This is a genomic window from Streptomyces sp. NPDC001663 (assembly GCF_042893105.1).
Lineage (GTDB): Bacteria > Actinomycetota > Actinomycetes > Streptomycetales > Streptomycetaceae > Streptomyces.
This window is the reverse complement of the sequence record NZ_JBIAUR010000022.1, coordinates 81,306-106,697: the sequence shown is the minus strand read 5'-3', so window position 1 is coordinate 106,697 and position 25,392 is coordinate 81,306. Positions and strand designations below refer to the sequence as shown.

23 protein-coding genes are annotated in these 25,392 nt (G+C 71.4%); 7 read left to right on the top strand and 16 right to left on the bottom strand.

Annotation, left to right across the window (positions count from 1 at the left end; translation table 11 throughout):
- Positions 1 to 292 precede the first annotated feature (292 nt).
- Entirely contained in the window at positions 293 to 1,309 is a 1,017-nt protein-coding gene (locus ACFY1L_RS47530; protein ID WP_388840275.1) for a zinc-binding dehydrogenase, read from the bottom strand.
- 76 nt (positions 1,310 to 1,385) lie between these two features.
- On the bottom strand, positions 1,386 to 2,210 hold the full coding sequence (locus ACFY1L_RS47525) for an IclR family transcriptional regulator (RefSeq protein WP_388840272.1): 825 nt from the start codon (positions 2,208 to 2,210) through the stop codon (positions 1,386 to 1,388).
- A gap of 50 nt (positions 2,211 to 2,260) precedes the next feature.
- Here ACFY1L_RS47525 and ACFY1L_RS47520 point away from each other — a divergent pair, with 50 nt between their 5' ends.
- Positions 2,261 to 3,973: an IlvD/Edd family dehydratase gene (locus ACFY1L_RS47520; RefSeq protein ID WP_388840269.1), complete on the top strand. Its 1,713-nt coding sequence runs from the start codon at positions 2,261 to 2,263 to the stop codon at positions 3,971 to 3,973.
- Between the two features lie 20 nt (positions 3,974 to 3,993).
- Here ACFY1L_RS47520 and ACFY1L_RS47515 read toward each other — a convergent pair whose 3' ends face one another.
- Complete coding sequence (locus ACFY1L_RS47515) at positions 3,994 to 4,620, bottom strand: LysE family translocator (protein ID WP_388840266.1); 627 nt, start codon at positions 4,618 to 4,620, stop codon at positions 3,994 to 3,996.
- Positions 4,621 to 4,722: 102 nt separating this feature from the next.
- Between ACFY1L_RS47515 and ACFY1L_RS47510 the strand changes: the two genes are divergently transcribed.
- Positions 4,723 to 5,679 carry a LysR family transcriptional regulator gene (locus tag ACFY1L_RS47510; protein WP_388840263.1) on the top strand — a complete coding sequence of 319 codons (957 nt, stop codon included), beginning with the start codon at positions 4,723 to 4,725 and terminating at the stop codon, positions 5,677 to 5,679.
- Positions 5,680 to 5,701: 22 nt separating this feature from the next.
- Here the strand turns inward: ACFY1L_RS47510 and ACFY1L_RS47505 are convergent, their stop codons facing one another.
- The 9 genes from ACFY1L_RS47505 to ACFY1L_RS47465 all read right to left on the bottom strand — a co-directional run bounded on the left by ACFY1L_RS47505 (position 5,702) and on the right by ACFY1L_RS47465 (position 14,136).
- Positions 5,702 to 6,337: a CoA transferase subunit B gene (locus ACFY1L_RS47505; protein WP_388840260.1), complete on the bottom strand. Its 636-nt coding sequence runs from the start codon at positions 6,335 to 6,337 to the stop codon at positions 5,702 to 5,704.
- Positions 6,334 to 7,089, bottom strand: a complete 756-nt coding sequence (locus ACFY1L_RS47500; RefSeq protein ID WP_388840257.1) for a CoA transferase subunit A — start codon at positions 7,087 to 7,089, stop codon at positions 6,334 to 6,336. Before ACFY1L_RS47500 ends, ACFY1L_RS47505 begins: the two co-directional genes overlap by 4 nt.
- Before the next feature lie 19 nt (positions 7,090 to 7,108).
- Positions 7,109 to 7,852 carry an SDR family NAD(P)-dependent oxidoreductase gene (locus tag ACFY1L_RS47495; RefSeq protein ID WP_388840254.1) on the bottom strand — a complete coding sequence of 248 codons (744 nt, stop codon included), beginning with the start codon at positions 7,850 to 7,852 and terminating at the stop codon, positions 7,109 to 7,111.
- Complete coding sequence (locus ACFY1L_RS47490) at positions 7,849 to 8,820, bottom strand: fumarylacetoacetate hydrolase family protein (protein WP_388840251.1); 972 nt, start codon at positions 8,818 to 8,820, stop codon at positions 7,849 to 7,851. Before ACFY1L_RS47490 ends, ACFY1L_RS47495 begins: the two co-directional genes overlap by 4 nt.
- Before the next feature lie 100 nt (positions 8,821 to 8,920).
- The gene (locus ACFY1L_RS47485; protein WP_388840248.1) at positions 8,921 to 9,859 is read right to left on the bottom strand and encodes a VOC family protein; all 939 of its coding nucleotides are present in this window, start codon (positions 9,857 to 9,859) and stop codon (positions 8,921 to 8,923) included.
- A gap of 14 nt (positions 9,860 to 9,873) precedes the next feature.
- On the bottom strand, positions 9,874 to 10,884 hold the full coding sequence (locus ACFY1L_RS47480) for an amidohydrolase family protein (protein WP_388840245.1): 1,011 nt from the start codon (positions 10,882 to 10,884) through the stop codon (positions 9,874 to 9,876).
- Positions 10,881 to 12,017, bottom strand: coding sequence for an FAD-dependent oxidoreductase (locus ACFY1L_RS47475; RefSeq protein ID WP_388840242.1), 1,137 nt, complete (start codon positions 12,015 to 12,017; stop codon positions 10,881 to 10,883). The genes ACFY1L_RS47480 and ACFY1L_RS47475 overlap by 4 nt, the downstream gene beginning before the upstream one ends.
- Positions 12,018 to 12,193: 176 nt before the next feature.
- Positions 12,194 to 13,156 carry a cyclase family protein gene (locus tag ACFY1L_RS47470; protein WP_388840239.1) on the bottom strand — a complete coding sequence of 321 codons (963 nt, stop codon included), beginning with the start codon at positions 13,154 to 13,156 and terminating at the stop codon, positions 12,194 to 12,196.
- The gene (locus ACFY1L_RS47465; RefSeq protein ID WP_388840236.1) at positions 13,153 to 14,136 is read right to left on the bottom strand and encodes a fumarylacetoacetate hydrolase family protein; all 984 of its coding nucleotides are present in this window, start codon (positions 14,134 to 14,136) and stop codon (positions 13,153 to 13,155) included. Before ACFY1L_RS47465 ends, ACFY1L_RS47470 begins: the two co-directional genes overlap by 4 nt.
- Before the next feature lie 122 nt (positions 14,137 to 14,258).
- Here ACFY1L_RS47465 and ACFY1L_RS47460 point away from each other — a divergent pair, with 122 nt between their 5' ends.
- On the top strand, positions 14,259 to 15,170 hold the full coding sequence (locus tag ACFY1L_RS47460; protein ID WP_388840233.1) for a LysR family transcriptional regulator: 912 nt from the start codon (positions 14,259 to 14,261) through the stop codon (positions 15,168 to 15,170).
- Positions 15,171 to 15,278: 108 nt separating this feature from the next.
- Here the strand turns inward: ACFY1L_RS47460 and ACFY1L_RS47455 are convergent, their stop codons facing one another.
- The 4 genes from ACFY1L_RS47455 to ACFY1L_RS47440 form a co-directional block, all read right to left on the bottom strand.
- The gene (locus tag ACFY1L_RS47455) at positions 15,279 to 16,550 is read right to left on the bottom strand and encodes an MFS transporter (protein WP_388840230.1); all 1,272 of its coding nucleotides are present in this window, start codon (positions 16,548 to 16,550) and stop codon (positions 15,279 to 15,281) included.
- 249 nt (positions 16,551 to 16,799) lie between these two features.
- Entirely contained in the window at positions 16,800 to 18,071 is a 1,272-nt protein-coding gene (locus ACFY1L_RS47450) for a sugar ABC transporter permease (protein ID WP_388840227.1), read from the bottom strand.
- A gap of 4 nt (positions 18,072 to 18,075) precedes the next feature.
- Positions 18,076 to 18,849 carry an ATP-binding cassette domain-containing protein gene (locus ACFY1L_RS47445; RefSeq protein WP_388840224.1) on the bottom strand — a complete coding sequence of 258 codons (774 nt, stop codon included), beginning with the start codon at positions 18,847 to 18,849 and terminating at the stop codon, positions 18,076 to 18,078.
- A 57-nt stretch (positions 18,850 to 18,906) separates the two neighbouring features.
- Positions 18,907 to 19,998, bottom strand: a complete 1,092-nt coding sequence (locus ACFY1L_RS47440) for a substrate-binding domain-containing protein (RefSeq protein ID WP_388840221.1) — start codon at positions 19,996 to 19,998, stop codon at positions 18,907 to 18,909.
- A gap of 472 nt (positions 19,999 to 20,470) precedes the next feature.
- On the opposite strand from ACFY1L_RS47440, the gene ACFY1L_RS47435 reads away from it, so the two are divergent.
- Genes ACFY1L_RS47435 through ACFY1L_RS47420 form a run of 4 tightly spaced genes read left to right on the top strand, consistent with a single transcriptional unit; the run spans position 20,471 to position 25,390 of the window.
- Positions 20,471 to 23,014: a SpoIIE family protein phosphatase gene (locus ACFY1L_RS47435; protein WP_388840218.1), complete on the top strand. Its 2,544-nt coding sequence runs from the start codon at positions 20,471 to 20,473 to the stop codon at positions 23,012 to 23,014.
- Entirely contained in the window at positions 23,014 to 24,093 is a 1,080-nt protein-coding gene (locus ACFY1L_RS47430; RefSeq protein WP_388840504.1) for a sugar ABC transporter substrate-binding protein, read from the top strand. Before ACFY1L_RS47435 ends, ACFY1L_RS47430 begins: the two co-directional genes overlap by 1 nt.
- Positions 24,094 to 24,152: 59 nt before the next feature.
- Positions 24,153 to 25,001: a bifunctional methylenetetrahydrofolate dehydrogenase/methenyltetrahydrofolate cyclohydrolase gene (locus ACFY1L_RS47425; RefSeq protein ID WP_388840215.1), complete on the top strand. Its 849-nt coding sequence runs from the start codon at positions 24,153 to 24,155 to the stop codon at positions 24,999 to 25,001.
- Positions 25,002 to 25,027: 26 nt separating this feature from the next.
- Positions 25,028 to 25,390 (top strand): cupin domain-containing protein, encoded by a 363-nt coding sequence (locus ACFY1L_RS47420; protein ID WP_388840212.1) that lies wholly within the window; start codon positions 25,028 to 25,030, stop codon positions 25,388 to 25,390.
- The last annotated feature ends 2 nt before the right edge of the window (positions 25,391 to 25,392 follow it).

Sequence of the window (25,392 nt, the reverse complement as noted above, 5' to 3'; positions counted from 1 at the left end):
CAGTTTGGGAACGCCGTGTGTGGCGGAGGGTGTTGTCTGCGGCAGCCAGGGGTGTGGGCCGTTCGGGAGGTTGCTAGAGCGCGTTACTAGCGCGCTCTAGGTGCTCGTACTATGAAACGGCCCAGTGGTGATGTCAATAGGTTTGTCAGGACGTATCGACAAGGTTTCCTGCCGCTTGCGCTCCGGCGTGGGATCGCCGCTGTGACCCTCGCCGTTGATCATCCGCATCGTCTCGGAACAGGCCGACCTGACCGGCGCCTGAGGCTGTGGCCGGACGCCGGGGTGAGCCTGCTCAAGCCAGTCGGGGATCCACGTGGATCTTCGGTCCGGGCCCGGCGTCCGTCGGTCGCTCGCCCGCGAGCACGGGGCCGACCTCGTCCAGGCTCACCGTGGCGGCGACCAGTGGGCGGGGGTCGACCGAGCCGGCGGCGTACGCGCGGATGGTGGCGTCGAGGCCCGGGGAGGCGGACAGGACGCCCACTGCCGTGACGTCCTTCAGAGCGAGTGTGCGGGTGTCGATCCTGCTGGGCTCGCCCGCCAGTCCGATGCACACGATGCGGCTGCCCGGCTCGACCAACTCCAGTGCTCTGCCTGGCAGGTGGGAGGCGTTCGAGGCGTCGACGACCGCGTCGAACGGGAGGTCCGGTACGGCGTCCTCCGCCCAGACATGGTCGAAGCCCAGACCGCGGGCGAAGGCGAGGGAGCTCTCGGTGCAGCCCATCAGGTGGACCTCCGCACCGGCTGCACGCAGGAACATCGCGACCAGCAGCCCGATCGTCCCCGGACCCAGGACCAGAGTGCGGTCGCCCGGCTGCAGCGCGGCGGCCCGTGCGGCGCGCAGGGCGTTGCCGCCCGGCTCCACGAGCGCGCCGAGCACGGCGTCGACCGAGTCGGGCAGCGCGTGCAACGAGGAGGCGGGCACCGCGAGTTGTTCCGCCAGCGCACCGGCGCGGGCACCGCGGATGCCGACCTCCTGTCGCTTCTCGCACACGTGCTGGTGACCCCGCAGGCAGCGGCGGCAGCTGCCGCAGCCGAGCATCGTGTCGCCCATGACCCGGCGGCCGAGCCAGCCGGCATCGACACCCTCGCCGACCGCGGCCACACGGCCCGCCCACTCGTGGCCCGGCCGCATCGGGTAGGCGGAGTGTCCCTGGTGGAGATAGGCCATCTCGCCGGTGAAGAACTCCACGTCGGTGCCGCACACACCGACCCGTTCGACGTCGACGACCACCTCACCGGGGCCGGCCACCGGCGCCGGGAGCTCCTGGACCTCGTACGCGCCGGGGGCGGTCAGTACGAATGCGCGCATGGAAGGCTGCTTTCTCCGGACGGGGCGGCGGGACGGGCGGTCGGAGCGGCGGTTCAGTAGTAGGGCCGGCGGCGGTTCAATGGTGCGGCTCGCCGAGAGGGCCGAGCAGGGCGCGGAACTCGTCGAGCGCGTCGATCAGGGTCGGCAGGGGCGTCCGGTAGGCCAGCGCGCTGACGCTCACGGCTCCGGAAGGGGACGACGGAGAGGTCAAGTACACGGGCAGGGCAAGGCAGTTGACGCCGGTCTCATTCTCCTGGTCGTCGGCCCCGAAGCCCCGTTCGCGGGTGACCTCCAGTGCATGCTGCAGGTCGGCGGGCGTGCACAAGGTCCTGGGCGTACGACGTTCCAGCGGTGCGGTGCCGATCCATGCCTCGGTCTCCTCCAGAGTGCCCAACTCCCGTGCGAGCAGCAGCTTTCCCACGGCCGTGCTGTGCGCGGGGTTGCGGCCGCCGATCGCCGACGTCAGCCGGACGGCGCCGGTCGGCGGATCGACCTTGGCGCGGTAGACGACCTCGTGGCCGTCGAGGACCGCGTAGTGCGCGGTCTCGCCGAACCGGTGCGCCAGCGCCTCCAGGACGGGACGGACCCGGACGTGGTCGGGCCGCGCCTCGTGGTGCGCGAAGGCCATGCGCAGGAACTCGTCCCCGAGGACATAGCGGCCGCGGGTGTCCTGGTCGGCCAGACCGGCCCGGCGCAGCGCACCGAGGGCCCGGTGCACGGTCGTCTTGGGGCTGCCGATCACACGGGTCAGCTCCTCCAGCCCCACGCCGCCGGGGTACCGCGCGAGCTCCTTGAGGACCGCGAGCACCCGGTCCGAGCCCACAAGCCGGCTGCCCCGGGCGCCGGTTGGGCCGTCCTCGCCGGGGTCTGTCGGTCCGCCGTACGTCTCCGTATGCTGCATGGGATTCCAGAATCTAGACCGCCGTACCGATTGTCGGAAGGGGCTCGAAGATGACGCTCCGCAGCGCTCACTGGTACGCGGGTCAGGACCGCAATGCCTACATCCACCGGGCGTGGATGCGACGGGGCGTGCCCGGCGATGCCTTCGCGGGGCGGCCGCAGATCGCCATCGCGAACACCGCGTCCGACCTGACCCCCTGCAACGCACATCTGGACGAGGTCGCGACCTCGGTGCGCAACGGCGTGTACGAGGCGGGCGGCATCCCGCTGGACCTGCCCGTGGTGTCGCTCGGCGAGACGAACGTGCGGCCCACCGCCATGCTCTGGCGCAACATGGCGGCGATGGCCACGGAGGAGATGCTGCGGGCCAACCCCGTCGACGGCGTCGTCCTGCTCGGCGGCTGCGACAAGACGATCCCGTCGCTGCTCATGGCCGCCGCCTCGGTGGACCTGCCCGCGGTCGTCGTGCCCGGCGGTCCGATGCTCACCGGGACCTTCCGTGGCACACCGCTGGGCTGCGGCACCGATGTGTGGCGGCTGTCGGAGGAGGTCCGGGCCGGCACGCTCTCCCAGGAGCAGTTCACCCGCTCCGAGTCGGCGATGATCCGCAGCCGCGGGCACTGCAACACCATGGGGACCGCCTCGACGATGGCCCTCGTGGCCGAGGCGCTGGGCACGGTCGTCCCCGGTACGGCCGGGACGCCGGCCCCCGACAGCCGGCTGCTGGAGGCCGCGCAGCACACCGGCCGGCTGGTGGTGGACATGGTGGGCGCCGACCGACGGCCGGCGACCTTTCTCACCAAGGCCTCCTTCCACAACGCGATCGTGGCGCTGGCGGCGATCGGCGGCTCGACCAACGCGGTCGTCCATCTCCTCGCGATCGCGGGCCGGTTGGGCATCGATCTGACGCTGGACGACTTCGACCGCATCGGCTCGCGCGTGCCGGTCCTGGTGGACCTCCAGCCCGCCGGCCGCTTCCTGATGGAGGACCTCCATCGCGCCGGAGGCCTGCTCGCGGTGCTGCGCGAGGTCCGCGACCTGCTCGATCCCGACGCGCTGACGGTCACCGGCCGGCCTCTGGCCGACCACCTCGACGACGCCCTGATCTGGGACGGCGAGGTCATCCGCACACGGGACAAGCCGCTGGTCGCCGAGGGCGGCATCGCCGTCCTGCGCGGCAATCTCGCCCCCGACGGCGCCCTGATCAAACCTGCGGCCGCCTCCCCGCACCTCCTCAAGCACCGCGGCCGGGCCGTGGTCTTCGATTCCATCGAGGACTTCCACGCCCGTATCGACGACCCCCAACTCGACGTCGACGCCGACTCGGTGCTCGTCCTGCGCGGCTGCGGTCCCAAGGGCTACCCGGGCATGCCCGAGGTCTCCAACATGCCGCTGCCGAAGAAGCTGCTCGAACAGGGCGTCCGCGACATGGTCCGCGTCTGCGACGGCCGGATGAGCGGCACTGCCTACGGCACGGTGGTCCTGCATGTGGCCCCGGAGGCCGCGGCCGGTGGCCCCCTCGCCCTCGTCCGCACCGGCGACGTCGTCAGCCTCGACGTCGAGGCCCGCCGCATCGACGTCGACGTACCCGCCGACGAACTCGCCCGCAGAACCCCCGGCGAGGCAACCGTCACCGGCTTCGCCAACCCCCGCCGCGGCTGGGAACGCCTCTATGTCGACCACGTCCTGCAGGCCGACACCGGCGCAGACCTGGACTTCCTCGTCGGCTCCAGCGGGTCGGAGGTGACTCGCGAGTCGCACTGACCATCGACACCGGGACCGGATCAGGCACCCGCCGCGACAGCCACACCCAACAGCAGCAGTACGACTCCGGTGACCACGCTCAGCTTCTGCTGTACGGCCGGCCTGGAGACCAGGGCCCGCCCCCGGTCGACGAGCCAGGTGAACAGCAGGTACCAGCAGGCGTTCACCAGCGCCCACACCGCACCCAGGGCCGTGCTGGACAGGAACACGGGGCCGGAAGCTGTGACGAACTGCGGCAGCACCGACACGGCGAAGACGCCCGCCTTGGGATTGCCGAGAGACGTGGCGAGCCCCATGACGTACCCGCCCCGGAAGCCGGTGCGCTCCTTGCCGCCCCTCTCTCCGGCGGGTGAGGACCCGCTCGAACGCGCGGCGCGCAGCGTGCTGAGACCGAGGACCACCAGGACGATCCCGCCCACGATCCGCAGGGCCGCGTACGCACGAGGACTCGCCACCAGAACCGCCGACAGCCCGGCCGCCGCGGCGAGGGACCAGACCAGCAGCCCGCTCGCAGTGCCGAGGATGGTCCCCCGGGCCGTGCGCAGACCGCCGGTCAGGACCTGTCGGATCATGAGGGCTTGACCGGGCCCGGGCAGCATGGTCAGCAGCCATGTGGTGATCAGGAACGCGGCGAGGTGCGTGGGCAAGGGAACGGCCTTCCGGAGTCTGGGGCGGTGCACGACCCAGCCTGTCCCGGAAGGGGATTTAAAGGAATTTAAGGTCTACGCATGCAGCATTAAGATGAGTTCATGCTCGTGGATCCCGGACAACTGCGGCTTCTCGCCCTGATCGAGGAGTTCGGGTCGCTCACCGCGGCCGCCGAGGTGCTGCGGCTCACCCCCGCGGCGGTGACACAGCAGGTGGCCCGGGCCGAGCGCCAGTGGCAGGTGCCCCTCGTCGTGCGCGGACCGCGCGGAGCGCGGCTCACCGAGGCCGGCGCCCTGCTCGCCGCCCACGGACGGGTTGTCGACGAGACGGTGACGAAGGCGGCGGCGGACATGGCCGCGCTGCTCGGGCACCTGTCGCTGCGGCTGCGGGTCGGCGCATTCCAGGCGGCTGCCCTGCACCTGGTGCCGCCCGCGCTCGTGGCACTGCGCCACCGTCATCCGGGAGCCGACGTCTCCGTCGTCGACCTGGTGTCCGAGCACGGCCCGGAGGAGATCGTCGCGGGACGGCTCGACCTGGCGGTCGCCGCGGCGTGGAGCGACCCGCCCGCGTTCTCCCCGCAGGTCGCCGCGCACGCGTTGCTGCGCGATCCGCTGGTCGTGGTCCTCCCCGCCGACCATCCGCTGGCCGACACGTCAACTGCCGCCGACGGGCTTCGACTTGAGCAGCTGCGGGACGAGTCGTGGGTGACGATCGTGGCCGGCCACGGCGCCCGGGAACAGTTCGACAGGGCCGCGAGGGAAGAGGGCTTCACCCCCAGGGTGCGCTTCGAGACGGAGTCCTACGACGTCGCCCAGGCCCTGGTCGGCGCGGGCAGCGGCGTGGCGCTGGTCTCCCGCCTGGCCCTCACCCGCGTCCCCGGAACCACCCACCGCCGGCTGACACGACCGCATCTGCACCGACGGATCCATGTGCTGACCCAGCCCGACACGAGCGCGACCCCGCTGGTGAAGGTGTTCCTCGGGCTGCTGAGCGACGTGGCGCGGGAACGAACCGAGGCCTGGCGGGAGGCCGGTCAAGGGGCCTCGCCCGACGACTGACGCATCGCGGCGTCTGCGGGGCTCATCGCCTCCGGATCAGCGGTGCCTCCGTGCGGTCGGCGATGTCCTCGGCGGTCACACCCGGTGCGCACTCCACGAGAACGAGGCCCTCCGGGGTGACGTCGAGGACGCCGAGATCCGTGATGATCCGGTCGACGCACCGCTCACCGGTGAGCGGAAGCGTGCACTCCTTGACGATCTTCGGGCAGCCGTCCTTCGCCGTGTGTTCCATCAGCACGACGACCCGGCGTGCGCCGTGGACCAGGTCCATCGCACCGCCCATGCCCTTGACCATCTTGCCGGGGATCATCCAGTTGGCCAGGTCGCCGGCGGCGGACACCTGCATGGCGCCGAGCACCGCGGTGTCGATGTGACCGCCGCGGATCATGCCGAAGGACAGCGCCGAGTCGAAGAAGGACGCGCCCGGCAGGACGGTCACCGTCTCCTTGCCCGCGTTGATCAGGTCCGGGTCGACCTCGGCCTCGGTCGGATACGGGCCGGTGCCGAGGATGCCGTTCTCGGAGTGCAGGACCACCTGCACGCCGGGCGGGAGATGGCCGGGGATCAGGGTGGGCAGGCCGATGCCGAGGTTGACGTAGGAGCCGTCGGTGAGTTCGGCGGCGGCGCGGGCGGCCATCTGGTCGCGGGTCCAACTCATGCTCGTACGGTCCTCTTCTCTATGTGCTTGTCGGCGGCCTGAGTTGGCGTGAGGCGCACCATCCGCTGGACGAAGATGCCCGGCAGATGGATCTCGTCGGGGCTCAACTCGCCGGGCTCCACGAGTTCTTCGACTTCGGCCACCGTCACGCGACCGGCCATCGCGGCCAACGGGTTGAAGTTGGCGGCGGATCTCCGGAAGACCAGGTTCCCGTGGCGGTCGCCGCGCCAGGCCCGTACGAGGGCGAAGTCGGTGGTGATGCCGTGCTCCAGGACGTGGCGGCGGCCCTGGAAGGTGCGGATCTCCTTCGGCGGAGAGGCGAGGGCGACCGATCCGTCGGGGGCGTGGCGCCACGGCAGGCCGCCGTCGGCCACCTGGGTGCCCACTCCCGCCGGGGTGTAGAAGGCGGGGATACCGGCGCCGCCCGCGCGCAGCCGTTCGGCGAGAGTGCCCTGCGGCACCAGTTCCACCTCCAGTTCGCCGGAGAGGTACTGGCGGGCGAACTCCTTGTTCTCGCCCACGTACGAGCCCGTGACCCGGGCGATCCGGCCATCGGCCAGCAGGACGCCCAACCCCCGTCCGTCCACACCGCAGTTGTTCGACACGACCTCCAGGCCGGTCGCGCCCTGGGCGTGCAGGGCCTGGATGAGCACCTCGGGGATGCCGCTGAGACCGAAGCCGCCGACGGCCAGCGACGCGCCGTCGGGGATGTCGGCGACCGACTCGGCGGCGCTCGCGCGGACCTTGTCCATGGGGGCCTTTCTGCTGGTGCTAGGGGCGTACGGCGTCCGAGATCGACTTGACGCCGCCGTGCGCGGTGAGGCCGCCGTCGACCGGGATCTCCGCGCCGGTGATGAAGGACGCCTCGTCGGACAGGAGGAAGACGACGAGAGGCGTGATCTCGTCGACGGTTCCGGTGCGGCCCAGCGGGGTCTCGCGGATGTTCGCCTCACGGAAGGCGGGGGCGGCCGAGGCGGTCATGTCCGTCTCGATGAACCCCGGGTGGATCGTGTTGACCCGGATGCCGCGCGGGCCGAGCTCCAGGGCGGCCGTCTTCGACACGCCCCGCAGCGCCCACTTGCTCGCCGTGTACGCGACCGGGTAGTGGCCGGTGAGCGCGGCGGTGGAGCCGACGTTGACGATGGAGGAGCCGGGCGGCATCAGCGGGGTGAGGTGCTGGATGCCGAGGAGTGGACCGGTGACATTGACCTCGTGGACGCGGGCGAAGTCCTCGGGGCGTACGTCGTCGAGGCGGGCGCGCCAGGTGATGCCCGCGTTGTTGACCAGGCCGTGGACCTGCCCGTACGCCTCGCGCAGTTCGGCGGCGAGCTCCGCCCACTCCTTCTCGCTGGTGACGTCGAGACGGCGGCAACCCGGCGCCCGCGTCACGTCGGTGGCGATGACGCGGGCGCCCTCGCGGGTCAGTGCCTCGGCCTCGGCGGCGCCCTGGCCGCCTGCCGCGCCGGTGACCACCACGACCTTGCCGAGGAGCCGCTTGGGGTCCAGGCTGGTCACGGCCGCTCCCGGGTGCGGCGCCGGGCGGACGGTATCGGCACCGGATCGGCGCCTGCCACCACGGTGTTGGAGACCGTGCCGATGCCCTCCACGGTCAGGGTGACCGTGTCGCCGGGCCGCAGGGGTCGAGGCGACTGCTCCCCTCGTACGCCCCAGAGCTCCGCCAGACAACCGCCGTTGCCGCAGGTCCCGGAACCCAGTACGTCGCCGGGGCGGACGACGGTGCCGCGGGAGGCGTAGGCGACCATCTCCTCGAAGGTCCAGCTCATGTTGGACAGCAGGTCCTTGCCGACGACCTCGCCGTTCACCGCGGCGGTGAGCCCGAGCCGCAGGAAGCCGTCCGCGTCGCGGTACTTCTCCAGCTCGTCCGCCGTGACCAGACAGGGGCCCAAGGTGGTGGCGGTGTCCTTGCCCTTGCACGGGCCGAGGCCCACCCTCATCTCGGCGGACTGCAGATCGCGCGCGGACCAGTCGTTGAAGACGGTGTAGCCGACGATGTGCTCGCGGGCCTGCTCCGGGGTGAGGTCGCGACCCTCCTTGCCGATCACGGCGGCGACTTCGAGCTCGAAGTCGAGCACGCTCGAGCCGGGCGGCACGGGAATGTCGTCGTGCGGGCCGTACACGGCGTAGGGGTTGGTGAAGTAGAACGTCGGGGCCGCGTACCACTGCTCGGGCACACCGGCCGCCCCGTCCACGGACCGTCGTACGCCCTCGACGTGCTCCTCGAAGGTGACGAAGTCCCGCACGGTGGGCGGCTGCAGCGGTGGCAGCAGCCGTACGTCCGAGATGTGCGGGCCGGCCGGGACGTCGAGCATCCCGGAGCCCGCGTCGAGCAGTTCGGGCAGGCCGCCTCCCTCGGCGAGCAGGCCGGTCAGCGAGGTGACGCCGGGCAGGGGGTAGAGCGTGCCGTCTTTTTCGACGACGGCCACCTGGCGTCGGTTGCGGTACTCGTACGTGGCGAAACGCATGGGAGGGGTCCTGTCGGCGGGCGGACGGGTGGAACGGGACCGGGGACGCGGCGGGGAGTCAGGGCATGACAGGGCTGCCGCGCCCCCGGAATTCGGGGGATCAGACCGGTGGCGCGACGAAGCAGCCGTGGTCGGGGTCGTTGAAGGACTCCTTGGTGACCAGTTCGTTCATGGGGTTGGCGGTGCCCCACTGGTCGGTGACCTCCGGCTTGGAGAAGTCGTAGACGTGCGGGTGCCAGGTGTCCTCGTCGAGGAGCTCCAACTCCGTTGTGTACTCGACGGTGTTGCCGTGCGGGTCGAGGAAGTAGGTGAAGGTGTTGTCGCCCGCCATGTGCCGGCCCGGCCCCCAGATCTTCCTGAAGCCGGCCCGCATCACCCGGCCGGAGCCGCGCATGTACTCGTCGATGCCGCGCATCTCGAAGGAGATGTGGTGCAGGGCGGTGTGCGGGCCCTTGGCGATGGCCATGGAGTGGTGCTGGTTGCTGATCCGCATGAAGTGCATGACGTCGCCGATGTGCGGATGGCCGAGCGTGTCGGAGAGGCGGAAGCCGAGGTGGCGCTCGTACCACTCGCGCGTCTTGTCGAGGTCCGGCGAGTTGAGGACGACGTGCGACAGCTTGACCGGGATCGACTCCTTCTCCTCGATCCTGCGGTGCTGCCGGACCTCGACGTCCGCCGAGACCTCGATGGTGCGCCCGTCGACGTCGAAGAAGCGGAAGCCGTAGCCGCCGCCGGGGGTGTCGACCTTGCCCGGCTGCGAGATCAACTGCACGCCACCGGCGAGCAGTTGCTCGGCGAGCGCGTCCACGTCGGACGCCGAAGCCGCACCGTAGGAGACCAGGTCGAGGCGCTTCTCGTCGGCCTTGCGCAGACGTACGACGTACTGCTCGGGGCTGCCCTCGGCGGCGAGGAAGGAGATGCCGGAGTCCTCGGCGACCTTGGTCAGGCCCCACACGCCGGAGTAGAAGTCGAGCTGCTTGTCGTAGTCGGGCACGGCGAGGTCGACGTGCCGAAGGTGTGTGAGCAGGCGGTTGCTCATGGGGGGTTTCCTCCTCAGGCGAGGTTGAGCAGGGCGGCCGCGTTGCCGCCCCGCACCGCGTGGAAGTCGTCGTCGGGCAGGTTCGCGGCGCGCAGTGCGTCCAGCGGGTCGTCCGTGCCCATGTCGAAGGGGAAGTCGGAGCCGAGCAGGACCCGGTCCGGGCCCGCGGCCCGCAGCAACTCCCGCAGTACGTACGGGTCGTGGACCAGGGAGTCGAAGTACAGCTGCTTCAGATAGCTGCTCGGCTCCCGTGCGCAGACCCGCGCGTCGGGGCGGACCCGCCAGGCGTGGTCGGAGCGGCCGAGGTGGGTGGGCAGATAGCCGCCGCCGTGCGCCGCGATCAACTTCAGGCCCGGATGGCGGTCCAGCACTCCGGAGAAGATCAGGTGGGAGAGGGCGATCGCGTTCTCGCTGGGCTGGCCGACGGTGTTGGACAGGTACCACCGGTCCAGGCGCTCGTCGAGCGTGCAGCCGAACGGGTGCAGGAAGACCAGCGCGCCCGTCTCCTCCGCGCGGGACCAGAAGGGCTCGTACGCGGGATCCGACAGCTCGCGGCCGGGTGCGTGCGAGGAGATCTCCACGCCCTTCAGGCCCTGTTCCAGCGCGTGGTCGAGCAACTCCACGGCCAGGTCGGGGTATTGGAGGGGGATCAGGCCCAGGCCGTGCAGCCGGTCGGGGGCCTTCGCGCAGTGCGCGGCGGTGCCCTCGTTGGCCAACCGGCAGACCTGCTGGGCCAGTCGGAGCCCGGCCCAGTAGTGGTAGTGCGACGGGGACGGGCTGATCAGTTGGATGTCCACGCCCTGCGCGTCCATCGCCGCGAGGCGTACTGCGGCCTCCGTCAGCTTCGGCACGCGCGCGCCGACCATCGGACCGTTCACAGTCAGGGCCGCCGGGCCGTTGCGCCGCGCGTCGAGTTCGCGGGCCTCGGCGAGGCCGGGGTGACCGGCGACGGCCTCCTCGACCTCCGGCAGCAGGAGATGGGCGTGGACGTCGATCGTCGGCGCGGAGGATGCGGTGGCGGTCACGGGCGCTCCTTGAGGAGGTTCATGGTGCGGCCGACCAGCCCGGCCATGTCGGCGTCGCGCACACCGTCCAGCTGCCACTGACCGATCTGCACGGACGCCTCGACGACGGTGCGCACCCGGGGAATGCGGCGGTCGTGGTAGGCCTGGAGCAGGTCGTCGTCCCAGTCCCGTCCGCCGGTGAGCAGCTCGGCCAGGACCAGGGCGTCCTCCAGGGACATCGCGGCGCCCTGGGCCATGGTGGGCGGGCAGCAGTGGGCGGCGTCGCCGATGAGCACGACCCGGCCACGGTGCCAGGAGCCCTCGACCAGCAGGCGGTCGAACCAGGTGTAGTTGACCTTCTTCGGGTCGGTGATGTGCTCGGTGATCTCCGGCCAGACGCCGCCGTAGCCCTGCGCCAGGCGGCGCATCTCGTCGGCATAGGTGGCCGGGTCGATGGAGGCGCGGTCGCGACACGCCTCGACGACGTAGGCGTAGATGGTGTTATCGCTGGTGGGGCAGTAGCCGGCGATGTAGGCGGGGCCGCCGTAGGCGAGGTCGGTGCGCGTCACGCTCTCGGGCCGTGGGGCGGCGATGCGCCAGATGGCCATGCCGGTGGGCTCGGGTTTGTCGGGGATGCCGACCGCGGCGCGGGTGGTGGAGTTGAGACCGTCGGCGCCGATCACCAGGTCGTAGCGGCCCTCGCTGCCGTCGCTGAAGCGCACCGAGACGCCGTCGGCGTCCTGCTCCAGTGCCTCGGCGGTGGTGCCGAGGCGAACGCGGGCGCCGGAGGCGCGGACCGCGTCGATGAGGATCTGCTGCAGCCGGGGGCGCTGCATGCCGAGGGTGGCGGGCAGCTCCGGGCCGCCCGTCTGGATGTCCTCGGCGACGAACAGGACAGTGCCGTCGGGGGTGGTCACTCCCAGCGAGCCGAAGGCGTATCCGGAGGCTTCCACCTGTTCCCACACACCCAGTTCGCGCAGGACCCGCAGGGCGTTGCCCTGGAGGGTGATGCCGGAGCCGGTGGTGGCGTTCCAGTCGGGTTTGGCCTCGATCAGGTCGACGGCGATGCCGGCGCGGCGCAGCAGAAGGCTGACGGCGTTGCCGGAGGCGCCCCCGCCTATGACCAGGACGGAACGTGCGAGGTTGTCAGCCATGCGGGGATACCTCCCGGGGTTGGGCCGCGCGACTTCGGGCGGCTGGGGTGCGGCTCGCCCGCTGGGAGCGCGGGCCAGGAGTGGGGACGGGGGTGCGGGCCGGATGCGCCGCTGCTGTCCGGGGAGGGGCGCATCCGGCGGCTGAGCGGACCGGCTCAGCGGGTCGGCCGGGCCGGTTACTTGATGGCGATGGGGTTCACCGGGGAGCCCACGGCTCCCGTGATGGGCAGTGGCGCGGCGGTCAGCCAGAACTCGTACACGCCGTCGGTCGCGCAGTCCGCGGCGAGCGCGTCGAGGTCCCACATCTCGCCGATCAGCAGGCCCACATTGGGGATGACGACCTGGTGCAGCGGCTGGAAGGCGTTCTCGAACTCGTTCGGCCGCACCTCGAACCCCCAGGTGTCGGTGGCGACCGCGGCGATCTCGGTGCCGTGCAGCCAGCCGGCGGTGGTGAACGACAGCCCCGGCGCGGGCCCGCCGGCGTAGTCGCCCCAGCCCTCGCGCTTGGCGCGGGCGAGGTGACCGGTCCGCACGAGGACGATGTCGCCGCGGCCGACGCCCACCCCGTGGGCCGCGGCGGTCGCGGTCAGATGCTCCTCGGTGATGGCGAAGCCGTCGGGCAACTCACCGTCCTCTCCGACCACTTGGCCGACGTCGAGGAGCACCCCGCGGCCGGCGACGTACGGCGCCATGTGCTCGATGCCGGTGACGAGGTCGCCGTCGGAGGTGACCACCTTGTCGGCGCGCCGTCCGTTCCAGGCGAAACCGTGGTCGAAGATGTGCCCGAGCCCGTCCCACTGCGTGGAGCACTGCAACGGCATCGCGATCACGTCGTCGGCGCCGCCGATGCCGTGCGGGAAGCCCTGGTTGCCGAGGGCCGCGTCGGTCCCGGTGTCGAGCATCGTGTGCACGGGGTTGGTCCGCCGGCGCCAGCCCTTCTGCGGCCCGTTCATGTCGAACCGCTGCGAGAGCGAGAAGCTCACGCCCCGCCGCACCAGCGCGGCGCCCTCGCGCCGCTTGGCCTCGTCGAGGAAGTTCAGCGTGCCGAGCACGTCGTCCTCGCCCCAACGGCTCCAGTTGGAGCAGGCCTTGGCGGCCTCGGCGATCGCACCCTCCGGGTTGTGGCGGTCCAGGCTCATGCCGACGCCTCCGCCACACAGCGGGTACGCTGCGCCCCCAGACCGGTGATGGACCCCTCCATGACGTCGCCGTCGCGCAGCAGCCGTCCCCAGTGGATGCCGTTGCCGGCCGGGCTGCCGGTCAACACCAGGTCTCCGGGCAGCAGTTGGGCGGTCTGGGAGATGTACGACACCAGGCGCGCGACCCCGAACAGCATGTCCTTGGTGGACTCGTCCTGCATGGTCTCGCCGTTGAGCTTGAGCGTGACCCGCAGGTCGCCGGGGTCGGCGATCGACTCGGCCGGGACGAGCCACGGGCCCAGCGGGGTGAACCCGGGGGCGTTCTTGCAGCGCAGCCAGTCGGTGCCGATGGCCTTCATGTCCCGGCGGAAGACGGTGGCACGGTCGGTGAGGTCGTTGGCGATCGTGTACCCGGCGACGTACTCCAGGGCCTCCTCGACGGACACCCGGTGGGCCGGCCTGGCGATGACGGCTGCCAACTCCAGCTCCCAGTCAGGCTGTTCGGCCCACGCGGGCAGTACGACGTCGTCGTACGGTCCGGCGACGGTGCTGGGCAGACCGATGAACACGTACGGCAGGTCCTCGGCGGCCCGGCGGTCCATGACCGCGGCGATCTCAGCTCGCGCCTCCTCGACGGTGCGCGGGTCGTCGGGGGAGCGGTGGGCGACCTCCAGGTCGATCACGTGCTGCCGGTAGTTGGCGCCGGACTGGAAGATCTGGCGCGGCTCCAGTGGGGCGTGCACCCGCAGCTCCTCCACCGGCCGCCAGTCCAGGGCGTCCTCCTCCGCCAGGACGTGCAGGACGGGCAGGGCCTCCTCCCACCGCTCCACCACGGCGCGCAGACCGCACGGTGCCCAGGCCAGGGCTCTGGTCAGGTCGAGAACCCGGCCCTTCGCCAGGAGACCGGGGAACGGCTCCGCGTCCGGGAGCGAGAACGTGCCGAGCGCGAACGGGCCGGCAGGTTGCGCGAGTGTTGCCATGAGATGTCCTCCTGCTGGGATGCGGTCTACTCTGACCCTGATCGGCCAATCACGGAAATCAATCCTGTGGATGCGCACGATCCATGGTGTGGATATCCGTTGGTGTGCATTGGTGGTGCCCGGTGAACCTGTCCCGACTCGACCTGAACCTGGTCCTCGCGCTGCGTGCGCTGCTGGAGGAACGCAACGTCACCCGGGCCGGCGAGCGCGTCGGGCTGAGCCAGCCCGCGATGAGCGCGGCGCTGTCCCGGCTGCGCCGCCATTTCGACGACGAATTGCTCGCCCGCACGGGCAACAGCTACGAACTGACCCCGCTCGGGGTCGCCCTGCGGGACCGCAGCGCGACCGCGTGCGATCTGCTGGAGCGCGTCTTCGCCAGCCAGCCCGACTTCGACCCGGCCGCGGAGACACGGGAGTTCACCCTGCTCTGCTCCGACTACGGCGCGGCCGTCTTCGGCTCCGCGCTCGCCCGCGCCCTGCACCGGGAGGCGCCCGGCATCCGGCTCACCTTCCAGCATTCGACGCCCGCGGTGGTGGAGAACACCGCCACAGCGCTGAGCACCGTCGACGGCCTGCTGCTGCCGCGCGGCATCATCGACGGCTTCCCCTCCGTCGACGTCCACCAGGACCGCTGGCTGTGCATGGTCGCCGACGACAACCCCGAGGTCGGCGACGAACTCTCCCTCGACCAGCTGTCGCAGCTGCCCTGGGCGGTCTACCAGCGCCCGTACGACGCCCCGGCCGCACGCCAGCTCAGCATGATCGGCATCAGCCCACGGGTGGAGATCTCCGTGCAGACCTTCCAACTGCTGCCCCACATGGTCGAGGGCACCCGGCGGATCGCGATGATCCAGGAACGCCTGGCGCGCAGAGCGGTGCGCTCCGCGGCCGTACGGGTCCTGCCCTGCCCCTTCGAGGCGGTACCGGTGCAGGAGGCGATGTGGTGGCACCCGGTGCACACCCAGGACGCGTCGCACATCTGGCTACGGCAGAAGGCGGCGGAGGTCGGGGCGACGCTCAGCGCAACGCCCTGAGGGGGCGGGGCGGTATCGACATACGGCTCCGCCGCGCGGGCGCGACAAGCCACGATGGAGCCGCAGCCGAACGACGGCCCATCGTGGCACTCACAGGGGAACGTCGGCTCAGACCAACTGCTCGGGCAACGGCCGAGTGTCAACAGCCCCGACCCGACGCCGGGCAGCAGCCCAAAGCCCACCCGCAACCACAGCCGCCGCCAACCCGAGCAACCCCACCGCCCCGGCGAGACTGCCCACCGCGGACTCCCCGGCAAGCAGCACCAGCGGACAGACGAACTCCCCACCGAAGAACGCCGCCATCCACAGCCCCGTCCCACGCCCCCGGTCCTCGAACGCCAGCCGGGACATGGCGCTGGTGAGAAGCGCCGGCAGCAACATCCCCGTACCCACACAGTTGACCACCGCCCCCACGACCAGCAGCGGAGCGCTCCCCGCCAGGAACATCGCCCCGAAACCGACCGCGCACACCCCGAAGACAGCGGGCAGCATCGGTTCGGGAGAGCGCTTCAGCCGTGCGAAGGTGATCGCCCCGCCCACGGTCGCCGCACTGGCGATCGCGGTGGCCAGACCGATGACACCGGAGTTCTCCACCCCGAGGTCGTCGAGCAGGTACGACATCTCGACCGGCACCGTGTAGAAGACCATCGCCCCGAAGAAGGTAAGGGCACAGATACCCCCCAGCTGCCGCCAGGGGAACAGACGTCGCACCTCGACAGCAGGCGCCTCGTCCACCGCCGCGCCGACCGCCGGGTTCGGCAGCGAGGCGACCATCATCGGCGCCAGCAGCAGGCTCACGGCGTACACGAAGAACGGCACACGCCAGCCTGCGGATCCGGCGGCGCCTCCGAGCACGAAGAACACCGTGGCCGACGCGGACGCACACATGGTCTGCAGGGCGAGGTACTTCACCCGCCGCCGGCCGCTGTAGTAGTCCCCGATCAGCGTGGTGCAGCACGTCATGATCGCGGCCTCGGTGACCCCGACCAGGGCTCGGCTGGCGATGATGGCGCCCAGCGAGTCCAGCCACAGCGGGGCGGTGCCGAACACGGCGTACAGCAGGGTCGCCCCGATCAGCAGTCGCTTGCGGCCCAGCCGGTCCACGATCACGCCGGCGAACGGCGCAAGGAGCGCCAGCGCCAGCGCCGGAACGGTCAGCGCGAGCGGCACCAGCGCCTTGGCACCCGGGACGGAGGCGAAGTGGTCCTGCATCTTCGGCAGCACCGGGGCGATGAGCACCGCCCCAAGAATCGGCAGACAGCTTCCTGCCATCAGCAGGGTCACCCGCAGCAGATGGGCGGGACCCGTGACGGCCAGGGGTGACGGAGCGGCGTCGTCGTCGACCGCGGCGGGGGACGGCGGCGGAACGGAACCGGGCATGGCGACTCCAGGGGACGGTGTTCGGGAGCGGGCATGCCGTTCACGGGCGCCTGGGGCGCACAGCATGCTGAGGACACGGCCGCACGTCGGCGGCTGGTCCGGACAGCGACGTGCGGGTAGGGACGACTATGGGTCGTCGGGCGCCCGGCCGCCATCCTCTGCGCGATCCGAATCCCGTATCCGGCTCATCCACGCCGTGGATGAGCTGCCCCCGCGCCCAAGGGCACGCGGAGGTCGGGGAGTTGGCGCTCAGGCCCGCCCGTGTGCCTCCTGCGAGCGCCGTGACAGCGCGTCGATGAGCACCGCCGCGAAGAGGACGCCGCCGGTGATGACGAACTGGATGGCGGTGGGGGTGTCCGTGATGGCCATGCCCGAGGCGATGGACTGGATGACCAGCATGCCGAGCACTGCGGACCAGGTCGTACCGCGTCCGCCGAACAGGCTGGTACCGCCGATGACGGCCGCCGCGATGGCGTTGAGGAGCAGGACACCCGAGCCCGAACTCTGGCTGACGGAGCTGATCCGCGAGGCCAGGAACAGGCCGCCGACCGCGGCCATGGTGCCGGAGACGGCGAGCACCGCGGTCTGGATCCCGGTCACGTTGAGGCTGGCGCGCCGGGCCGCCTCGACGCCGCCGCCGAGGGCGTAGACCTGCCGTCCGTAATGCGTACGGCGGAGCAGGATGTCGAGGCCGGCCACCACCACGAGGAAGATCAGCAGGGCGAGCGGCAGTCCCTGGAAGCGGTTGAGCAGGTAGGCCGTCGCGAACGCGACCACCGCGAGCGCCCCGGTGCGCACCCCGATCTCGCGGAGCGAGCGGTGCGGCATGCCGGCTGCCGTGCGGCGGCGCAGGTCCAGGTACGACACGAGGAAGACCGAGCCGCAGGCGAGCGCCGCCAGTCCGTAGGCCACGGCGTCGGCGGTGAAGTAGTAGCTGGTCAGGTCGGCGACGAAGCCGTTCTCGTCGAGGTTGATCGTGCCGCTGGTGCCGAGGATGTAGAGCATCAGGCCGTTCCAGGTGAGCAGCCCCGCGAGCGTGACGACGAACGCCGGCACCCGGGTCTTGGCGCAGGAGAAGCCCTGGACGGCACCCGTCACGGTGCCCGTGAGCACCGCGACGATGAGGGCGAGCCATTCCGGCACGCCGTTGTTCACGTTCAGCACGGCGAAGACGGCCGCCGCGAGACCGCTGATCGAGCCGACCGACAGGTCGAGTTCACCGATCAGCAGCACGAAGACGATGCCGACGGCGATCAGACCGGTGCCCACGATGTCCACGCTGAGGTTGGACAGGTTCCGGGGCGAGAGGAAGTTCTCGTTGAGGGACTGGAAGATGATCCACACCGTGGCGAGGACGAGGACCACGGGCAGCGATCCCAGTTCGCCGGCGCGCAGTCTGCGTCGGAAGGAGGCGACTCGCCCCTTCAGCACGTGCGCGAGGACATGCCCGAGGGACGGCCGGCGGGTCTCGGCGAGGGGTGGGTCGGGTTCGGTTCGCCTGTTGTCCTCCATGCGACGCATCCCTTCACCACCCCGCCTCGTGGGCGGCCGTCCGGCGGGGCACGTTCTCCGTGGCGCCGGTGATGGAGGAGATGATCTGTTCCTGGGAGGCGGTGTTCACGTTGAAGAAGCCGTTGTTGCGGCCGAGCCGCAGCACGGCGGCGCGGTCCGCGAGCGCCTTCACGTCTCCCATGTTGTGGCTGATGAGCAGCACTCCCATGCCGCGGTCGCGCAGCGCGTCGACGAGGTCGAGAACCTCGGTGGTCTGCTCGAAACCCAGCGCCGCGGTCGGTTCGTCCAGGAGGAGCACCCGGGGCTCGCCGAGGAGCGAGCGGGCGATGGCCACCGCCTGTCGCTGGCCGCTGGACAGTGAGACGACCGGGGCGCGCAGGTCGGGGATGGTCCTGGTCAGGCGTTTCAGCAGGTCGATGGTGCGGCTCTCCATCTCCATCTCGTCGAGGAAGCCGAACCTGCGGATCTCCCGGCCGAGGAAGAGATTGCCGACGACGTCGAGGTTCCCGCACAGCGCGAGGTCCTGGTAGACGGTGGCGATGCCGAGGTCCCGGGCGTCGTGCGGGCGTCTGATGTGGACCGGGCGGCCCTCCCACTCGATGACGCCCTTGTCCGCGGGGGCGACGCCGGAGATCACTTTGACGAGAGTGGACTTGCCGGCCCCGTTGTCGCCGAGAAGGGCGACGACCTGGCCGGCGTGGATCTCCAGATCTACGTCCCGCAGCACCTCGACGACACCGAAGCGCCTGCACACGCCGCGCAGCGCCAGCAACGGGGGTGCCGACACGACATCATCTCCTTCCCGGGGTGCGGAGCCGGCCGGAACCGGTCACGGGAGGCCGGGTCAGGTCAGCCCGGCCTTGCTGCAGGCGGTCTCGAGCCGGGGCACGCAGATCTGCTCGACCGTGTAGATGCCGTCCTTGACCAGCGTGCCCTTGATGTTGCCGGCGGTCACGGCCACCGGGGTGAGCATCACGGCCGGAACCTGCTTGCCGCCGATGGGCCGCACGGTGTCCTTGCCGACCTGGTCGAGGGCCTCGCCGCGGGCCGCGGCCACGGCCATGGCGGCACCCGCGGAGGCCTCGGGTCCGAAGGGCTTGTACACGGTCATGTACTGGTCGCCGCCGACAATGCGCTGTACGGCTCCGAGTTCGGCGTCCTGCCCGGTCACCGGGGGCAGCGGTTGGACCTTGTTCGCCTTCAAGGCCGAGATGCTGCCCGAGGCCAGGCCGTCGTTGGCGGCGTAGACCCCGTGGATGTTGCCGACGCCGAGGGCGGCGAGCGCGCCGGACATGTTCATGTTCGCGGTCTCCGGCCGCCACTGCAGGGTGTCGTACGCCTTGCCGATCTTCACCCTTCCCGTCAGCACGGACAGGGCGCCCTTCTTGAACTGCGCCGCATTGGGGTCGCTGGGATCGCCGTTCATCATGACGATCTGGCGGCTGCCCGCGCTGTCGTCGCCCATCGCCCTCAGCAGCGCCCTGCCCTGGAGCCTGCCGACCTCCTGGCCGTCGAAGGAGACGTAACCCGCGATCGGGCCCTGGGCGAGGCGGTCGTAGGCGATGACCGGGATGTTCGCCTCGGCCGCGTCCCTGACCTCGGTGGCGAGCGATCTGGCGTCCACGGCCACGAGCACGATGGCGTCGACCCCCTTGGTGATCATCGAGTCCATCTGCTCCTGCTGGATCGCCACATCACCCTTGGCGTTGGCGTGCTCGATCGAGCAGTCGCCGCACAGTTCCTTGATCTCCTTCTCCAGCAGGGGTCGGTCCTGCGCCTCCCAGCGGGCCGTGGTGGCGTCCGGCAGCAGCAGACCGATCGTCGGCGAACTCCCGCCGTCGGGGTCGCCACCGCCGCCCGAGCCGCAGGCCGCCAGGGCTACGGCCGTCGAGAGCGCGGTCATCGCCAGCGCCGTGTGCCGCATGCAGGTCTTCATCCGAGCGACCTCCCTCGGCGGCGTCGGGCGCGCAGGGCAAAGGGGCGCGGCGTCACGGATGCGTGCGTGGTTCGGGCGGGCCGCACGGACCACGACCGACAACCTGCGACGGTACGAGCCCGCATGGGCCGGACGGCCACGACGGCATGGACACCCGTCCCGGCGAGGTGGGGCCTGCGCCCGACCGGCCCGGCACCGGCGGCTACATCGTCGAGCATGGCGATACCCGGCCTCCTCACATTCCACGGGTACGGCCGGGCAGCGGAGGGGCGCCCGCAACACGGGCTCGATGCCGAAGCTAGCGATCCGCCCGGGAAGTGCCGCGTGGACGTGGCAAGACGACCATGTCGCCAGTGTGGCACCGGGCGGAGCGAACTGCGACTCTGTGGGGTTTGCCCGCATATGCAATTCTGGTGTGGGGGTGCCCGATCTCAGTCGCTTCTGCGGCACGGACGGGAAGTAGGTTGCGGACATGCCTCATGACGGCCGTGCCCGGGCCGGAGTGTCTCAGCCGGCGGCATCCGGAGCCGACACCCAGGACACCGGTGTCACCGGTGTCACCGGTGCACTGTCCTCGGTATGGGCGGCGGGCGATCGTGCCCTGTCCTTCGCCGGAGTTGCCCTGGCCGCGGTCTATGTGATCGATGCCGAGCAGCAGGAACTCCGGCTGGCGGAGACGGCCCGGTGCGCCGCTTCCGAGTACCGGCTGCCCGAGCATCTGCCCCTGCCCGGAGGCTCACCCGCGGAGCACGCCTTCCGCACCGACCGGCCGCTGTGGCTGACCCCCGCGGCCCTGGCCTCCTACCCCGAGGGCGGCCCGACGCCGCGAGGAGAGGCGTCGCTCGGTGCGCTGCCGCTCCGGAAGGAGGGCAACAGGCTCGGCTGCCTCCTCGTCGTGGGCGCCGGCGCGGACGGCTTCGCCGCCGAGCAACGGCACTTCCTCGAGCGGTACGCCGACGAGGTCGCCCGTCTGCTGCCGCCCGGCACCGGCGGTTCCGTGCCCTCGCCGCTGCTGGCTCCCGCCCTGCGCAGTCTGCGCGTCGGCTCCTTCGTGCTGCTGCCGGACACCGGCCGGGTCGAGGCGGACGAGACCCTCCTCGAACTCGTCGGCATCACCCCGGACGAATTCGACGGCAAGGCGGACACCCTCCTCGCACACGCCCTGCCGGAGGACATGCACGCCCTGGTGTCGGTGCTGGAGCCGGCCCCGCAGGCGTTCGGCCGGCGCGAGCTGGAGTTCCGGGTCCGCGGCCCCACCGGTGAGATGCGCTGGCTGAGCCTGAGCTGCCGGGTGGTGGAAGGCACCGCAGACCGGCCGGAGCAGGTGCTGGGCGTGGTCACGGCGACCTCGGTCCTGCGCCGCGCCGCCGACGAGGTGTCCAGGATCCAGTGGCTGACCGCCGCTCTGGACGAAACCGAGACGGTCCGTGACGTCAGCCGCGTCGTGGTCACCGCGCTGCGTGAGCCGCTGGGCGCCGACCGGGTGGCGCTCGCCGAGCTGCAGGGCGAGCGGCTCATGGTCACCGTGCTCGACCCGCCGCAACCCGCCGCCTGGCCCAAGACCTGGCGCGACGAGTGGCGCACCGAGTGGCCGGACGCACCCGTCGGCGCCCTGCCCACCCTTCAACTCGCCCTGCAGGACGGGCGGACGGACCTGTGGCCCGCCGGCACCGCCTTCGAACCCGGGCTCGAAGGCATCGGCACCGGCGGCCTGGCGGTGCTGCCGCTCCCGGCCAGGGGACAGGTCGCCGGCGTGTGCCTGGTCGGCTGGGACAAGCCGCACGAGTTCGTGCCCGACGAGCGCTCCCTGCTCACCGCCACCGCGGCACTGGTCGGACAGGCCCTCAAGCGCGCCCACGAGCACGACGCCGAGCAGCAGCTCGCGACCATGCTGCAACGCAGCCTGCTGCCCCGCCGTCTGCCCGAACTCCCCGGCGGAACGGCCGTGGCCCGCTATCTGCCCGCCCGGCGGGGCCTGCAGGTGGGCGGCGACTGGTACGACGTCATCGCCCTGTCCGAGGACCGGGTGGCGCTGGTCATCGGGGACGTCCAGGGCCACAGCGCCGGTGCCGCCACGATCATGGGCCAGATGCGTACGGCGGTCAGGGCGTACGCGGTCGAGGGGCACCCGCCCGACGTGGTCGTCTCGCACGCCAACCGCCTCCTCGTCGGCATGGAGACCGACCTCTTCGCCACCTGCTGCTATGCCGAACTGGACCTGGAGGAGGGCAACACCCTGTTCGTCCGGGCCGGGCACCTCGCCCCGCTGCTGCGCCTTCCCGACGGCAGCACCGAGGAGATCGAGGTCGAGGGCGGCCTCCCGCTCGGCATCCTCCAGGAGGCCGAGTTCCCCATGACGGCCGTCGCGCTGAGCCCCGGCACGGTGCTCGCCCTGGTCACCGACGGCCTGGTCGAGGCCGTCGGCCTGCCCGTGGACGAGGGCATGGACCTGACGCGCGCCGCGCTCGCCGCGGCCGACCCGGCGGACCTGGGCCGGATGGCCGACGAACTGCTCGGCGACGTCGGCCGCCGCGAGGACGACGTGGCGCTGTTGCTGCTGCGCTACGACGGCATGGGCATCCGCCCGACCCGGGCCGGCTGGGTGGTGTGGCGACTGCCCGACGCCGTCATGCACGCCCGCCGCTTCACGGCACGCACACTGCGCCACTGGAAGGCCGAGGACGTGGCCGACGCCGTACTGCTCGTCGTGTCCGAACTGGTCACCAACGCCCTGGTGTACACCCAGGGCCCGGTCCGCCTCGACCTGATGCTGCGCGGGGACCGGCTGCGGGTCGGCGTGAGCGACGCCTCGCCGCGCGCGCCCGCCAAGCCGGTGATCGTGGACTGGGAGTCGACCGGCGGCCGGGGCCTGCTGCTGGTGGAGGCGATGTCGGAGTCCTTCGGCTCGACCCCGGTGGCGGGCGGCAAGCAGGTGTGGAGCGAGATCGCCGTACCGCCGCGGGAGCCGGCTCCCGCGGCCTCCGAGCCCGGGACGGTACGAGGAGGCCCGCCGTGATGCTGCGTGGGCGGCACGTCCTTGCGGTCCTCGCCGCGGGGCTGCTGACGCTGTCCCAGGCGGCTTGCGGCGGCGACGGCGAGGCCGACACCAGCAGCTTCACGGTCGGCCTGCTGCTTCCGAGCCGGTCGCTGCCACGCTGGGAGCAATCCGACAAACCGCTGATCGAGAAGCGGCTGAAAGAGCTCTGCCCCCGCTGCAGGATGGAGTACGCCAACGCCGAGAACGACGCGACCAGACAGCGGCAGCAGCTGGACTCCATGATCACCAAGCGGGTCAAGGTCCTGATCCTCGACGCCGCCGACACCAAGGCCCTGCGCTCCTCGATCCGAGCGGCCCACGAGGCGGGCGTACCCGTCGTCGCCTACGACCGGCTCGCGGAGGGCCCGATCTCGGGCTATGTCAGCTTCGACGGCGGCGAGGTCGGCAGACTCCAGGGCCAGGCGCTGCTGAAGGCCATGGGCGACACGGCGCAGAGCAAGCAGATCGTCATGCTCAACGGCGACCCCACCAGCCCCAACGCGGCCTGGTACCGCAAGGGCGCACTCTCCGTCCTCGCCGGCAAGGTGAAGATCGGCAGGTCCTACGAGACCCAGGGCTGGAGCACCGACAACGCCCACGCCCACATGTCCGCCGCCATCGCGGCCCTCGGCCCGAACCGCATCGGCGGTGTCCTCGCGGCCAACGACGCGATGGCCGCGGGCGCCATCGCCGCGCTCAGGAGCGCCGGGGTCAGGGACCTGCCTCCGGTCACCGGTCAGGACGCGGACCTCGACGCCGTACGCCGCATCGTCAAGGGCGAGCAGTACATGACGGTCTACAAATCCTTCCGCACGGAAGCGGCCGCGGCCGCCGACATGGCCGTAACCCTGGGCCGCGGCCACGACCCCCGCACCGTCGCCCCGACCACGACCGACAGCCCCACCACCAAACGCATCCCCGCCGTCCTGCTCGAGCCGAGCGCCGTGACGAAGGACGACATCGAGCAGACCCTCGTCGAGGACGGCGTGTACACCGTCGACGAGATCTGCGGGCAAGGCCTCCGGGCGGCCTGCGAGAAGGCCGGGCTCACCGAGTAGCCGGCTCCCGCACCGTCGTATTCTCCTGACGCGCCCCGCACCGAGAGGTATGTACGACCATGACCACCGCAACACTGCTCGACGGCAAGGCCGCCGCAGCCGAGATCAAGAGTGAACTCGCCGCCCGTGTCGAGGAGTTGAAGAGCACAGGCATCGCGCCCGGCCTCGGCACCATCCTCGTCGGCGACGACCCCGCGAGCCGCTCCTACGTCGGCGGCAAGCACCGCGACTGCGCCCAGGTCGGCATCGCGTCGATCCGGGTGGAGCTGCCCGCCACGGCCACCCAGGCCGACGTCGAGGCCGCCGTGCTCAGGCTCAACGCCGACCCGGCCTGCACCGGCTTCATCGTCCAGCTGCCGCTGCCCGCCCACATCGACACCCACGCCGTACTGGAGCTCATCGACCCCGCCAAGGACGCCGACGGGCTGCACCCGACGAGCCTGGGGCGACTCGTGCTCGGCATCCCGGGGCCGCTGCCCTGCACGCCCCGCGGCATCATCGACCTGCTGCGCCGCAACCAAGTGCCCATCACCGGACGGCAGTTCTGCGTCATCGGCTGCGGGATCACGGTGGGCCGTCCGCTCGGCCTGATGCTGACCCGCAGCACCGAGCACGCCACCGTCACCCTGTGCCACGAGGCGACCCAGGACGTCGCGGCCCACACGCGCGTCGCCGACGTGGTGGTGGCCGCGGCCGGTGTGGCCCACCTCGTCAGGCCCGACTGGGTCAAGCCGGGCGCCACGGTCCTGTCCGTGGGCATCACCCGCACCGTGGAGGGCATCCTCGGCGACGTCCACCCGGACGTGGACCAGGTCGCCGGCACGCTCGCCCCGCCGGTGGGTGGCGTGGGCCCGATGACCCGGGCCATGCTGCTGACCAACATCGTCGAGGCCGCCGAGCGCGGCTGACGGCTCAGCCGGCGAGAGGAGAACAGGTGCCCCCGAGGAAGTACCCCTCCGCTCCACTGGAGCCCCGTGACGGGGTCCCGCGCGGGCACGCCCTCGTCCCGCCCGGTGACGGCCCCCGTCCGGGACCCGCCCTCATGGAATGGGAGTTGCGAGGCGAGTCCTGGACGGACGAGCATCCCCACGACGAGTTCAACTACGTCCTGGAAGGCCACCTGTTCGTCGCGTGCGACGGGGAGACGGTCGAGGCCCGGGCGGGAGACGTCGTCCAGGTCCCCGCCGGCGCCGTCGGCCGCTACTGCGCGCCCGAGTACGCCCGCATGCTGGCGGTCTACGGCCCCAACCCGGAAGGCCTGCCGAGCCGCACGCACGGTTTCACGCGGCTTCAGTAACG